Below are 12,648 nucleotides of genomic sequence, written 5' to 3' on the forward strand. Positions count from 1 at the left end.
CCCGAAGGTCCCCCGCTTTCATCCGTGGATCGTATGCGGTATTAATCCGGCTTTCGCCGGGCTATCCCCCACTACAGGACATGTTCCGATGTATTACTCACCCGTTCGCCACTCGCCACCAGGTGCAAGCACCCGTGCTGCCGTTCGACTTGCATGTGTAAGGCATGCCGCCAGCGTTCAATCTGAGCCAGGATCAAACTCTTCAGTTCAAACCTGTTACTGTTTTCGGTTCTTGCGAACCGGTCGCTCACTCAAAGCTGACAGGAATATGAATCACTTCATAAACCTGACTTACTTTAGTGTGAGACTCTTGATACTTTCGCTATCTGATCCGAGGATCAGCTCGCTGCCATCAAGCGCCCACACTTATCGGCTGTTAATTTTTAAAGAGCATTTCCGCGAGGAACCTAGCGTTTCTCAGCAGCGCTGCGTTTTCAGCAGCAGAGAAGCGAGATTATGAACCGTGTTTCGCAACTCGTCAACAACTTTCTACACGACTTTGTTGCGACTGCGGGGCTCAACTTCCTGTGCCGCCAAGGCTCGCTACTTCCGAACCCCGACAGCACCGCTTCCCTTCCTCCCGCGCCGTGTTTGCGTTAGCGCGAAAGAGGCGTGATTCTAAGCACCCGCCCCCATCCGCGCAAGCCCTTTGTGAAGAAAGTTTGAAAAAGCCCCCGTGCGCTCACGCGCACGGGGGCTTTGGGCTCGCGGAACGATGTCGCGTTGCCGGCCCGCAGGCCATCGGCAACCTTTCCCTCTATATATGGAGGCGCGTCACTTGCCGCCCACCGCAGCCCGCAGTTGCTCGACGGGCACCGCGTCGGCCATCGCCGTGTAGCCCGCATCGCTCGGATGGATGCCGTCACCGCTATCGTATCGGCGCTGCAGCATGCTCGGGCGCGCCGGATCGCGCAGCACGGCGTCGAAGTCCACTACACCGTCGAACCCGCCGCCACTCCGGATCCACCGGTTCACCTCGAGCCGGATCGCTTCCCGCCCGGCCGGCAACGCCGCCGGCGTCAGCGTCGCGCCGAAGACCTTCACGCCCTGGCGATGCGCCGCCTCGATCAGCCGGCGATAGCCGTCGATCAGCGACGCGGCCGTCACCTGCGTATGCGGGTGATCGCAATCCAGCCCCGCGCGCGGCGGCATCGCCGCGAAGTTGATGTCGTTGATACCGATCAGCACGATCGCCGCCTTCACGCCCGCGCGCGACAGCGCGTCACGCTCGAACCGCGATGCCAGCGACATGCCGTAGCACGGGGAATCGCTGAGCAGCCGATTGCCGCTGATGCCGAGATTCACGACGCCGATCGAATCGGCGCCCGACGCCGTCAGCCGGCGTGCGAGAGCGTCGGGCCAGCGACGGTTCCGGTTCAGGCTGGAGCGCAACCCGTCGGTGATCGAATCGCCGATCGCGGCGATGCTGCCGCGTGCGGAGCCGGCTTCGACGGCGAGCTCCGTCACCCATGCATATTGAGTAAACCGGGTGCGGAACGCGGCGGCACCCGGATCGCCCACATGATCGCCCGGCGCCGATACGTAGTTGAACTGGTTCGACACGCGATGCCAGACCGTCATCCGCTGGTTCGGCCCCATCTGGAGACTGATCGCATACGGCTGCGCGGCCGTCACGTCGATCGACACCGGGTCGCTTTCGAGGGCCTGGCCCGGCGCGAGCGTCACCGACGCCTTGCCGCCGAACCGCACCGGCACCGCCACGCCGCCGGCGAGCGCCGCCCCCTCGCCGGCCCGCGCGAGGCTCGCGGCCTCGACGACCAGCGGCGTGCGACCGTACACATTGCTCACGCGGAGCCGCGCGGCTCGCCCGGACACGGTCGGGTAGACGATCTGCCGTACGGTTCGCCCGGCCACGTCGGGTGCGCGGTAGAGCGGCGGCGGTGCGGCAAGATCGGGAATCGGCTGCAGCGCGGTCGCCCACGCGGCGACCCAACCCACCTGCGCGGTCGGCGCGGCCAACGCCGCCAGCGGCGACGCGAAAACGGCCGCGCCCAGCACGGCCGCGGCGAAACTGCTTCGAAATGACATCGGCAAAAATCCTCATCGGAAAGCGGGCATTGTGCCGCAGAAGACGCGAGACCCGCGTGCGAGGCCACACTTGCGCGACCCGATTGCGCCCCCGCGTCCCTCGTTTACCCGGCTCCCGCCGAAAATACGCAACAAATTTATTAACCGACCGGTCGGTTGGTTTATACTGCGCACACATTCAACCGGACGAGAGTTTTCGCCATGTATACGCAATCCCTCGACATCCCCGGCAACGTCGCGCCGCTCGACGCCGCAGCCGAGTCGCCCGAGCAGGCGCGGTTCGATGCGGTGATGGCCGCGGACGGCAAGATCGAGCCGCAGGACTGGATGCCCGACGCGTACCGCAAGACGCTGGTGCGCCAGATCTCGCAGCACGCGCATTCGGAAGTCGTCGGCATGCTGCCGGAAGGCAACTGGATCTCGCGCGCGCCGAGCCTCAAGCGCAAGGCGATCCTGCTCGCGAAGGTGCAGGACGAAGCCGGCCACGGCCTCTATCTGTATAGCGCGGCCGAAACGCTCGGCGTATCGCGCGACGCGCTGATCGACGCGCTGCACGCCGGCAAGGCGAAATACTCGAGCATCTTCAACTACCCGACGCCGACCTGGGCCGACGTCGGCGTGATCGGCTGGCTGGTCGACGGCGCCGCGATCATGAACCAGATCCCGCTGTGCCGCTGCACGTATGGCCCGTATGCGCGCGCGATGATCCGTGTGTGCAAGGAAGAGTCGTTCCATCAGCGCCAGGGTTTCGACGCGCTGCTGTCGATGATGAAGGGCAGCGACGCACAGCGCGCGATGGTCCAGCAGGCGGTCGACCGCTGGTGGTGGCCGGTGCTGATGATGTTCGGCCCGAGCGACGCCGATTCGGTCCACAGCAGCCAGTCCGCGAAATGGGGCATCAAGCGGATCTCGAACGACGATCTGCGCCAGAAATTCGTCGATGCGACGGTCGACCAGGCGAAGGTGCTCGGCGTGACGCTGCCCGACCCCGACCTGAAATGGAACGAAGCGCGCGGCCACCACGACTACGGCGCGATCGACTGGGACGAATTCTGGCGCGTGGTCAACGGCGACGGCCCGTGCAACAAGGAACGCCTCGCGACTCGCGTGAAAGCGCACGAGGACGGCGCCTGGGTGCGCGAAGCCGCGCTCGCGCACGAAGCGAAGCGCCGCGCCCGCGCCGAACAGCACGCCGCCTGAGCGGCACCCCCGAATTCAGGAATCAGGAGAAAGCGATGAACAAGGAATGGCCGATCTGGGAAGTGTTCGTGCGCAGCAAGCAGGGCCTCGACCATAAACACTGCGGCAGCCTGCACGCCGCCGACGCGACGATGGCGCTGCGCATGGCGCGCGACGTCTATACGCGCCGCCAGGAAGGCGTGAGCATCTGGGTGGCGCCGTCGTCGGCGATCACCGCGTCGGATCCGAGCGAGAAGGCCGAACTGTTCGAGCCGGCGGGCGACAAGATCTACCGTCACCCGACGTTCTACACGCTGCCCGACGAAGTCAACCACATGTAACGCCCGCGCCATGACGATCACGCCCGAACACCTCTCCTACGTGCTGCGCCTCGCGGACAACGCGCTGATCCTCGGTCAGCGCAACGCCGAATGGTGCGGCCATGGCCCGATCCTCGAGGAAGACATCGCGCTCACCAACATGAGCCTCGACCTCATCGGCCAGGCGCGCATGCTGTACACGCACGCGGCCGAGCTCGAGCGCCAGCTGACCGGCGCGACGAAGACGGAAGACGATTACGCGTACTTCCGCACCGAGCGCGAATTCGCGAACTTCACGCTCGCCGAACTGCCGCACTACGGCCCGGTGTCCGGTACCGCGCACGCAGACAAGGACTACGCGGTGACGATCGTGCGCAACTTCCTGTACGCGACGCTGATGCTGCACGTGTGGAGCGCGCTCGAAACGTCGACCGACACGCAACTGGCCGCGATCGCCGCGAAATCGGTGAAGGAAACCCGCTATCACGTGCAGCATGCGCGCGAATGGCTCGTGCGCCTCGGCGACGGCACCGACGAATCGCACCGCCGCGCGCAGGCCGCGCTCGACTACCTGATGCCGTACACGCGCGAATGCTTCGTCGCCGATGCGATCGACGACGCGATCGTCGCCGCGGGCATCGGCCCGGCACCGGCCGCGATCGAGGCCGCGTGGCGCGCGGACGTGGACGACGCGCTCGCCGAAGCCACGCTCGCGCTGCCGGCGCCGGTGAAGCATGTGACGACCGGCAAGCAGGGCGAGCACTCGGAACACATGGGCTACCTGCTCGCCGAAATGCAGAGCCTCGCGCGCCAGCACCCCGGCGCGAGCTGGTAACCGGCCCACGCCACGGAGCCCGACGATGTCCGCCCAGACCGCCGCCCCTGCCCACGCCGCCCCCGCCGCGCACCGCGACGATCCGCTGCTCGCCCGCGCGTGGGACGTGCTGGAGGCCGTGCCCGATCCGGAGATTCCGGTCGTGTCGATCCGCGAGCTCGGCATCCTGCGCGACGTCCGCCGCGCGGACGACGGCCGGCTCGAAGTCGTGATCACGCCGACCTACTCGGGCTGCCCGGCGATGTCGCAGATCGCCGAGGACATCGCCGCCGCGCTGCAGGCAGCCGACCTGCCGCCGCACCGGATCGAGACGGTGCTCGCCCCCGCGTGGACGACCGACTGGATCACGCAGGAAGCGCGCGACAAGCTGCGCGCGTACGGCATCGCGCCGCCGGTCGGCCAGTGCGGCAGCGCCGCGCCGCGGGAGCACGTCGTGCGCTTCGTGCCGCGGCCTGCCGCGGCGCCCGCGTGCCCGCGCTGCGGCTCCGCGCGGACCGAACGTCTCGCGCAATTCGCGTCCACGGCCTGCAAGGCGCTGTATCGCTGCATCGACTGCCGCGAACCCTTCGACTACTTCAAACCCTACTGAGATGAAACAGCCCCCACGCTCTCTTCGTTCGCTGCCTCCCGAGGGGGCTGACGCCCCCCTTGGGGCGGCCCGGCGGGGGTCGTCGTCGACCCCGCAATTTCATCCGCTGCGTATCCGCGACGTGCGGCCCGAGACCGCCGACGCCGTGACCGTCTCGTTCGACGTGCCGCCCGAGCTGCGCGACGCATACCGTTTCACGCAGGGCCAGTTCGTCACGTTGAAGACCCACATCGACGGCGAGGAGACGCGCCGCTCGTATTCGATCTGCGTCGGCACGACGGACTACGATCGCGACGGCGAACTGCGCATCGGCATCAAGCGCGTGCGCGGCGGCCGCTTCTCGAACTTCGCGTTCGACACGCTGAAGCCCGGCCACACGATCGACGTGATGACGCCGGACGGCCGCTTCTTCACGCACCTGAACGCCGACCACGGCAAGCAGTACGTTGCGTTTTCCGGCGGCTCGGGGATCACGCCGGTGCTCGCGATCGTGAAGACCACGCTGGAACTCGAGCCGCGCAGCACGTTCACGCTGATTTACGGCAACCGCAGCGTCGACGCGATCATGTTCGCCGAGGAGCTCGAGGACCTGAAGAACCGCTACATGAACCGCTTCGTCCTCTATCACGTGCTGTCGGACGACCTGCAGGACGTCGAGCTGTTCAACGGCGTGCTCGACCAGGCGAAATGCGCGGAATTCCTCGCGACGCTGACGCCGGCCGACGCGATCGACGAGGCGTTCATCTGCGGCCCGGCGCCGATGATGGACGCGGCCGAAGCCGCGCTGAAGGCGGCCGGCGTGCCGCCGGCGAAGGTGCACGTCGAGCGCTTCGGCACGCCGCTGCCTCAGGCCGGCGCACCGGTGGTCGAGATCACCGACCAGACGCCGGCCGCCGACCTCGAGATCGTGCTCGACGGCAAGAAGCGCAAGCTGCGTCTGCCGTACGAAGGCGTGAGCCTGCTCGACGTGGGCCTGCGCGCGGGCCTCGCGCTGCCGTACGCATGCAAGGGCGGCGTGTGCTGCACGTGCCGCGCGAAGGTGGTCGAAGGCGAAGTGCGCATGGAAAAGAACTACACGCTCGAGGAGCACGAAGTAAAGGACGGTTTCGTGCTGACGTGCCAGTGCCACCCGATCAGCGACAAGGTCGTCGTGAGCTTCGACGAGCGTTGAGCGGCATCGCGTCGCGGCGCCGGACGGTTTCTCGCCGTCACACATCTCGCTTACACTAGGGGCCGCCGGCCGGCTGGACAACCGCAACGTCCGCCCGGCCGGCGGTTTTCTTTTGTTGACGACAGGCCGATGAGTACCATTCATGTGATTCAGGGCGGCACCGCCGCCGCGTCGCTGCGCGAGGCCCTTGCGCAAGCCGGACGCGACGAGCGCGTCGTCGGTTTGCTCGACGATCTCGGCGTCGGGCCGCTGAAGGGCGCCGACGAGACGCCCGACACGCGCGCCACCTTCTGGCAGCACGTGCTCGGCGACCAGATCCCCGACTGGAACGCGGAAATCGAGGCCGAATTCGCGCGCCTCGACCAGCTCGCGACGGAGACCGGCCAGGTCGTCGTGTGGCACGCGCCGAGCGTCGGCGACAAGCTGCTGTTGCGCCGCGTCGCCTATCACCTGCGCAACGTGCCGCAGCGCCTGAACGAGGTGCGGCTGTCGGCCGCCGACCTCGACGCCGCGCAGCGCGCAGCGCTGTCGCGTACCGACCAGGCGTGCGCGACCGGGATGTTCTCGCCCGCGGAGCTGGCGCGCAAGCGGCCGGCGGCCGCGCCGGTCTCGGTCCTGCGCATCGGCCGCCTCGCGCTCGAATGGCAGGAAGCGAAGCACCTGAACGCCGAGCTGCGCTATTGGGTCAGCAACACGATCAAGAGCGGCTACTACGCCGATCTCGACGCACTGATCGTCGCGCGCGCGGAACCCGACTGGCAGCCCGCGCGGCGCCTCGTCGGCAGCATCATGGCCGCCGCCGACCGCGGCGGGCTGTTCGTCAGCGACTCGATCGCGTGGTGGCGCTGCCGCGAACTCGCGGCAGCCGGCCGGCTCGAGCTGCAGGACGACGCGCCCGACGCCCTCTCTTCCACGCAGGTGCGCGCCGCCGCGCATCGCTAATCTTCCGCATTCGACCATGGCCCGAACCCGAGCGCCCGACCACGAATCCCAGCGCGAGCAGATCCTCGATCTGGCCGCCGAGAAATTCGCGCAGACGAGCTACCCAAGCACGTCGATGTCCGATCTCGCGACCGCGAGCGGCACGTCGAAGGCGCGGCTCTATCACTATTACGAGAGCAAGGAAGCGATCCTGTTCGACCTGCTCGACCGCTACACGAAACGGCTGATGCTGATCATCGCCGAGGTCGAGGGCGCGAGCCAGCGGCGCGGCCTCAGCGAGCGCGACGCGTTCGCCGAGCTCGTGCGCGCGTTCCTCGCCGAATACGAGACGTCGCACAGCCGCCACGTCGCGCTGCTCAACGACGTGAAGTATCTGGAGGACGCGCAGCGCGAAATCGTGCTCGACCGCCAGCGCGACATCGTCGCGGCGTTTACGCGGCAGCTCGCGCGCGCGTATCCGGACCGCATCTCGAAAGAAAACCAGACCTCGGTGACGATGATGGTGTTCGGGATGATCAACTGGACCTTCACGTGGCTGAAGCCGGGCGGCCGCCTTGGCTACCGCGACTTTGCCGAACAGGTGATCGACCTGATCGAACGCGGACTGTCGACGGCGGCCTGATTGCCGCGCGGCAGCATGCGTTGCGCGACGGGCACAGCCGACCGCCCGCCGCGCATTTCATATGATGAATTTTAAATCCGTTCAAAATCAATACGTTACAGAATGAACTAAGCGGATTTAGAATTCCTCCTCAGCACAAACACCGTCAAATACGGGTTTTCCCCAACCCCGCTCGGGTAAAATGCTGCTGCATTGCACAACCCGTTTGTGCGCCCACACTGAGGAACCCACGATGAACACGCAATTCAACGGCCGTGCCGATGCTGTCGGCAAGGTCGGTACTGCGCCGGTTCTCGTCAGGGAACTGGCTTCCAAAGACCGTGAGCAGATGCTCACCCACTTTCTCTCGCTCGACGAAGAGGACCGCCTGCTGCGCTTCGGCCAGATGGTGCCCGACCACGTGATCGAGAACTATGTCCGCACGATCGATTTCGGTCGCGATACCGTGTTCGGCGTGTTCGACCACGAACTCGAACTGATCGGCGTCGGCCACCTGGCCTATCTGCCGGCCGAAGGCGACACGCGCACGGCCGAATTCGGCGTGTCGGTGCTCGAAAGCGCGCGCGGCCGCGGCGTCGGCTCGAAGCTGTTCGAGCGCGCGGCGATCCGCAGCCGCAACACGCACGTGACGATGCTTTACATGCATTGCCTGTCGCGCAACGCGACGATGATGCACATCGCGAAGAAGTCCGGGATGCGGATCGAGTACGCGTACGGCGAAGCCGATGCGTATCTGTCGCTGCCGCCGGCCGACCACTCGACGATCATCGCCGAGATGATGCAGGAACAGGCCGCGGTGTTCGATTACGCGATGAAGCGCCAGGCGCGCCGTACGACGAAGTTCATCGAATCGCTGATGCCTGCCGCACTGACGGCCTGACGTCGACGACGTCGGCCAGCCGGGCCGCGCCCGCGGCGCGCCCGGCGCCCCCTCCTCCCTTCCCCGTGCACTAGCGCACCGAACGGATCGGCAACGCCGTCGTTTCCTTGAAGCAATCGAGCGAGAAGCTCGTTTTCACGTCGATCACCGACGGGTGATGCAGCAGATGCTCCTGCACGAAGCGGGAGAAATGCGCCATGTCCTCGACCTGCACGCGCAGCAGGTAATCCATGTCGCCCGTCATCGCGTGGCACGCGACCACTTCCGGCCAGGTCTGCACGGCCGCGCGGAACAGCTCCGCATGGGTCGCGCCCGCGCGCGCCGACGTCTCGTCGGCTCGCATCGGCGCGAGGCCGCCGCGCTTTTCGAGCCGCACGCTCACGTAGGCGAGCAGGTCGAGCCCGAGCTTCTGCGGATTCAGCAGCGCGACGTAGCCGGTGATCACGCCGATTTCCTCGAGCCGCCGGATTCGCCGCAGGCACGGGCTCGGCGACAGGTTCACGCGCTCGGCGATCTCCTGGTTCGACAGGCGCCCGTTCTCCTGAAGAATCGCGAGAATGCGCCGGTCGATGGCATCCAATTCGGCTTGCGCCATCTTCTGCCCTCCGCTGATTATTTTGAGACTGGAAATTGCGCCATCGTAGGCGCGGGCGATTAAGTTCGCAAGTTTCCGCTCGCGACCGCCCGCTACACTCTGTCGCATGTCTCGGCTTGCCGCGCCCGCTCATCGCGGGCGCGGCCGTCGACACCGAACCACGCCGGGCACGCGCACGCCGCCCCGGCCGATCGCCCCGCACAGGAGACACGACATGCAGATCCCCACCTGGGACAACCCCGTCGGCACCGACGGCTTCGAATTCATCGAATACACGGCACCGGACCCGAAAGCACTCGGACAACTGTTCGAACGGATGGGTTTCACCGCGATCGCGCGCCACCGCCACAAGGACGTGACGGTGTACCGGCAGGGCGACATCAACTTCATCATCAACGCCGAACCCGATTCGTTCGCGCAACGCTTCGCGCGGCTGCACGGCCCGTCGATCTGCGCGATCGCGTTCCGCGTGCAGGATGCCGCCAAGGCGTACAAGCACGCGCTGGAACTCGGCGCATGGGGCTTCGACAACAAGACGGGCCCGATGGAGCTGAACATCCCGGCGATCAAGGGCATCGGCGATTCGCTGATCTACTTCGTCGACCGCTGGCGCGGCAAGAACGGCGCGCAACCGGGCGCGATCGGCGACATCAGCATCTACGACGTCGACTTCGAGCCGATTCCCGGCGCGAATCCGAACCCGGTCGGCCACGGCCTCACCTACATCGACCACCTGACGCACAACGTGCATCGCGGCCGCATGCAGGAATGGGCCGAGTTCTACGAGCGGCTGTTCAACTTCCGCGAAGTGCGCTACTTCGACATCGAAGGCAAGGTGACGGGCGTGAAGTCGAAGGCGATGACGTCGCCGTGCGGCAAGATCCGCATCCCGATCAACGAGGAAGGCTCGGACACGGCCGGCCAGATCCAGGAATACCTCGACGCGTATCGCGGCGAAGGCATCCAGCACATCGCGCTCGGCGCGAGCGACATCTACCAGGCGGTCGACGGGCTGCGCAGCAAGGAAGTGAAGCTGCTCGACACGATCGACACGTATTACGAACTGGTCGACCGCCGCGTGCCGAACCACGGCGAATCGCTGGACGAGCTGAAGAAGCGCAAGATCCTGATCGACGGCGCGCGCGACGACCTGCTGCTGCAGATCTTCACCGAGAACCAGATCGGGCCGATCTTCTTCGAGATCATCCAGCGCAAGGGCAATCAGGGCTTCGGCGAAGGCAACTTCAAGGCGCTGTTCGAATCGATCGAGCTCGACCAGATCCGCCGCGGCGTCGTGCAGGACAAGGCCTGACGCATCGGCCGCGCGGCGGCGGCCCGGGGCGACCGCGCGAGCCGGCCGCGCAAAGAAAAAAGGGCGGGAATCCGACGATTCCCACCCTTTTCGCATGCCGGCGCAAACCCGCGGGTCGCGGGCCGCGCGATCGCGTCAACGCACGTTCGCCGTCGACTCGGCGGCACGCTCGGCCGACAACCGGGCCGCGGCGTCCTGGGCCGGCACGATCTGGCGCATCTGCGCGCCGGCTGCCGCCAGCGCGCTCGCGCCGCGCGCGTGCACCGGGCCCGTCATCGAGAAAAACGCGGCGGACACGATCAGGAAACTCTGGATATGACGTGTGTTCATTGCACCTCCTGTAAAACTGCCGGCGCCTCCCCGACTGCGTCGGAACGAACCTACGCGGCCGGGCACCTCCAGCAGGCCGACAAGATTAACGGCATTTGCCCGCAGATCAACGCCGCTTTACATGCTTTTACATGATGTAACGCATCCTCTCACCCCGTTTGATGGTGCACGGCCGCCCTTTCCCCCGCGTTGCGACCGATGGGCGGCGGGTTTGCCCCAGTGCTACCATCCCTTAAAACCGGCGAACATGCCGGCCACTGCAGACGCGCCCAAAAGATGCCGACGCAACCGAAGTTTTGGTGATCCCAGACCGGGTGGAGGAGACAGTTAATGAATGCCCCGCTAGACGCGGACCAACGCGCGTCGCTAGAAGCCGCGCTGAAGTCCGTCACGCTTGACGACAAATACACGCTGGAACGCGGCCGCGCGTACATGAGCGGCATCCAGGCCCTCGTGCGCCTGCCGATGCTCCAGCAGGAACGCGACCGCGCCGCCGGTCTCAATACGGCCGGCTTCATCTCCGGCTATCGCGGCTCGCCGCTCGGCGGCCTCGATCTGTCGCTCTGGAAAGCCAGGCAGCACCTGGCCGCCCACCAGATCGTGTTCCAGCCCGGCCTCAACGAAGATCTCGCCGCCACCGCCGTGTGGGGCTCGCAACAGGTGAACCTGTACCCCGGCGCGAAATACGACGGCGTGTTCGGCATGTGGTACGGCAAGGGCCCGGGCGTCGATCGTACCGGCGACGTCTTCAAGCACGCGAACTCGGCCGGGTCGTCGCAGCACGGCGGCGTGCTGGTACTGGCCGGCGACGACCACGCGGCGAAATCGTCGACGCTCGCGCACCAATCCGAACACATCTTCAAGGCCTGCGGACTGCCGGTGCTGTTCCCGTCCAACGTGCAGGAATATCTCGACTTCGGCCTGCACGGCTGGGCGATGAGCCGTTATTCGGGCCTGTGGGTCGCGCTCAAGTGCGTGACGGACGTCGTCGAATCGTCGGCGTCGGTCGACATCGACCCGCATCGCACCGAGATCGTGCTGCCGACCGATTTCATCCTGCCGGAAGGCGGGCTGAACATCCGCTGGCCCGATCCGCCGCTCGTGCAGGAAGCGCGGCTGCTCGACTACAAGTGGTACGCGGCGCTCGCCTACGTGCGCGCGAACAAGCTCGACCGGATCGAGATCGACTCGCCGCATGCGCGCTTCGGGATCATGACCGGCGGCAAGGCGTATCTCGACGTGCGCCAGGCGCTGACCGACCTCGGCCTCGACGACGACACCTGCGCGCGGATCGGCATCCGGCTCTACAAGGTCGGCTGCGTGTGGCCGCTCGAAGCGCAGGGCGCGCAGGCGTTCGCGCGCGGCCTCGACGAAATCCTGGTCGTCGAGGAAAAGCGCCAGATCCTCGAATACGCGATCAAGGAAGAGCTGTACAACTGGCCCGACGCGCAACGCCCGCGCGTGTTCGGCAAGTTCGACGAGAAGGACGGTGCCGGCGGCGAATGGTCGGTGCCGATGGGCAACTGGCTGCTGCCCGCGCACTACGAGCTGTCGCCCGCGATCATCGCGAAGGCGATCGCGACGCGGCTGGAGAAGTTCGAATTGCCGTCCGACGTGCGCGCGCGCATCGCCGCGCGGCTCGCGGTGATCAACGCGAAGGAAATGGCGCTCGCGAAACCGCACGTGCAGACCGAGCGCAAGCCGTGGTTCTGCTCGGGCTGCCCGCACAACACGTCGACCAACGTGCCGGAAGGCTCGCGCGCGATCGCCGGGATCGGCTGCCACTACATGACCGTGTGGATGGACCGCAGCACGAGCACCTTC

At 66.4% G+C, this 12,648-nt stretch carries 12 protein-coding genes, 1 rRNA gene and 1 pseudogene; 10 read left to right on the forward strand and 4 right to left on the reverse strand.

The features are described from left to right. Together AC3IFE_RS20300 and AC3IFE_RS20305 are read right to left on the reverse strand one after the other, a co-directional pair. Window positions 1–209 (reverse strand): 16S ribosomal RNA (locus tag AC3IFE_RS20300); the annotation flags it as partial. A 565-nt stretch (window positions 210–774) separates the two neighbouring features. Further along, on the reverse strand, window positions 775–2,049 hold the full coding sequence (locus tag AC3IFE_RS20305; RefSeq protein WP_489191731.1) for an SGNH/GDSL hydrolase family protein: 1,275 nt from the start codon (window positions 2,047–2,049) through the stop codon (window positions 775–777). A 201-nt stretch (window positions 2,050–2,250) separates the two neighbouring features. On the opposite strand from AC3IFE_RS20305, the gene paaA reads away from it, so the two are divergent. The 8 genes from paaA (at window position 2,251) to AC3IFE_RS20345 (ending at window position 8,587) form a co-directional block, all read left to right on the forward strand. Further along, complete coding sequence (gene paaA / locus AC3IFE_RS20310; RefSeq protein ID WP_226111305.1) at window positions 2,251–3,249, forward strand: 1,2-phenylacetyl-CoA epoxidase subunit PaaA; 999 nt, start codon at window positions 2,251–2,253, stop codon at window positions 3,247–3,249. 35 nt (window positions 3,250–3,284) lie between these two features. Next, complete coding sequence (gene paaB, locus AC3IFE_RS20315; RefSeq protein WP_489191732.1) at window positions 3,285–3,569, forward strand: 1,2-phenylacetyl-CoA epoxidase subunit PaaB; 285 nt, start codon at window positions 3,285–3,287, stop codon at window positions 3,567–3,569. Window positions 3,570–3,579: 10 nt separating this feature from the next. Next, window positions 3,580–4,383, forward strand: coding sequence for a 1,2-phenylacetyl-CoA epoxidase subunit PaaC (paaC, locus tag AC3IFE_RS20320; RefSeq protein WP_489191733.1), 804 nt, complete (start codon window positions 3,580–3,582; stop codon window positions 4,381–4,383). Between the two features lie 25 nt (window positions 4,384–4,408). Continuing rightward, window positions 4,409–4,972 (forward strand): 1,2-phenylacetyl-CoA epoxidase subunit PaaD, encoded by a 564-nt coding sequence (gene paaD / locus AC3IFE_RS20325; protein ID WP_489191734.1) that lies wholly within the window; start codon window positions 4,409–4,411, stop codon window positions 4,970–4,972. Window positions 4,973–5,003: 31 nt separating this feature from the next. Then, window positions 5,004–6,143, forward strand: coding sequence for a 1,2-phenylacetyl-CoA epoxidase subunit PaaE (gene paaE / locus AC3IFE_RS20330; RefSeq protein ID WP_089466452.1), 1,140 nt, complete (start codon window positions 5,004–5,006; stop codon window positions 6,141–6,143). A gap of 129 nt (window positions 6,144–6,272) precedes the next feature. Continuing rightward, window positions 6,273–7,085: a DUF1835 domain-containing protein gene (locus AC3IFE_RS20335; protein ID WP_089466431.1), complete on the forward strand. Its 813-nt coding sequence runs from the start codon at window positions 6,273–6,275 to the stop codon at window positions 7,083–7,085. 16 nt (window positions 7,086–7,101) lie between these two features. Next, window positions 7,102–7,707, forward strand: a complete 606-nt coding sequence (locus AC3IFE_RS20340; RefSeq protein ID WP_006482923.1) for a TetR/AcrR family transcriptional regulator — start codon at window positions 7,102–7,104, stop codon at window positions 7,705–7,707. Window positions 7,708–7,939: 232 nt separating this feature from the next. Continuing rightward, the gene (locus AC3IFE_RS20345) at window positions 7,940–8,587 is read left to right on the forward strand and encodes a GNAT family N-acetyltransferase (RefSeq protein ID WP_489191735.1); all 648 of its coding nucleotides are present in this window, start codon (window positions 7,940–7,942) and stop codon (window positions 8,585–8,587) included. Between the two features lie 70 nt (window positions 8,588–8,657). Here AC3IFE_RS20345 and AC3IFE_RS20350 read toward each other — a convergent pair whose 3' ends face one another. After that, entirely contained in the window at window positions 8,658–9,182 is a 525-nt protein-coding gene (locus AC3IFE_RS20350; protein ID WP_059790400.1) for an Lrp/AsnC family transcriptional regulator, read from the reverse strand. Between the two features lie 214 nt (window positions 9,183–9,396). Here AC3IFE_RS20350 and hppD point away from each other — a divergent pair, with 214 nt between their 5' ends. Beyond that, window positions 9,397–10,494, forward strand: a complete 1,098-nt coding sequence (gene hppD, locus AC3IFE_RS20355) for a 4-hydroxyphenylpyruvate dioxygenase (RefSeq protein WP_489191736.1) — start codon at window positions 9,397–9,399, stop codon at window positions 10,492–10,494. Between the two features lie 135 nt (window positions 10,495–10,629). Here hppD and AC3IFE_RS20360 read toward each other — a convergent pair whose 3' ends face one another. Then, window positions 10,630–10,824, reverse strand: a complete 195-nt coding sequence (locus tag AC3IFE_RS20360; protein ID WP_489191737.1) for a hypothetical protein — start codon at window positions 10,822–10,824, stop codon at window positions 10,630–10,632. Window positions 10,825–11,154: 330 nt separating this feature from the next. On the opposite strand from AC3IFE_RS20360, the pseudogene AC3IFE_RS20365 reads away from it, so the two are divergent. Next, window positions 11,155–12,648: pseudogene (locus AC3IFE_RS20365) on the forward strand (indolepyruvate ferredoxin oxidoreductase family protein); the annotation flags it as partial.

The organism is Burkholderia sp. APQ4-4ca (assembly GCF_057837105.1).

Bases quoted from the DNA above. Each gene is read 5' to 3' on its own strand.
- AC3IFE_RS20350 (WP_059790400.1), bottom strand. From the start codon at position 9,182: ATGGCGCAAGCCGAATTGGATGCCATCGACCGGCGCATTCTCGCGATT.
- AC3IFE_RS20345 (WP_489191735.1), top strand. From the start codon at position 7,940: ATGAACACGCAATTCAACGGCCGTGCCGATGCTGTCGGCAAGGTCGGT.
- paaB (WP_489191732.1), top strand. From the start codon at position 3,285: ATGAACAAGGAATGGCCGATCTGGGAAGTGTTCGTGCGCAGCAAGCAG.
- paaA (WP_226111305.1), top strand. From the start codon at position 2,251: ATGTATACGCAATCCCTCGACATCCCCGGCAACGTCGCGCCGCTCGAC.
- paaD (WP_489191734.1), top strand. From the start codon at position 4,409: ATGTCCGCCCAGACCGCCGCCCCTGCCCACGCCGCCCCCGCCGCGCAC.
- paaC (WP_489191733.1), top strand. From the start codon at position 3,580: ATGACGATCACGCCCGAACACCTCTCCTACGTGCTGCGCCTCGCGGAC.
- hppD (WP_489191736.1), top strand. From the start codon at position 9,397: ATGCAGATCCCCACCTGGGACAACCCCGTCGGCACCGACGGCTTCGAA.
- AC3IFE_RS20360 (WP_489191737.1), bottom strand. From the start codon at position 10,824: ATGAACACACGTCATATCCAGAGTTTCCTGATCGTGTCCGCCGCGTTT.
- AC3IFE_RS20340 (WP_006482923.1), top strand. From the start codon at position 7,102: ATGGCCCGAACCCGAGCGCCCGACCACGAATCCCAGCGCGAGCAGATC.
- AC3IFE_RS20335 (WP_089466431.1), top strand. From the start codon at position 6,273: ATGAGTACCATTCATGTGATTCAGGGCGGCACCGCCGCCGCGTCGCTG.
- AC3IFE_RS20305 (WP_489191731.1), bottom strand. From the start codon at position 2,049: ATGTCATTTCGAAGCAGTTTCGCCGCGGCCGTGCTGGGCGCGGCCGTT.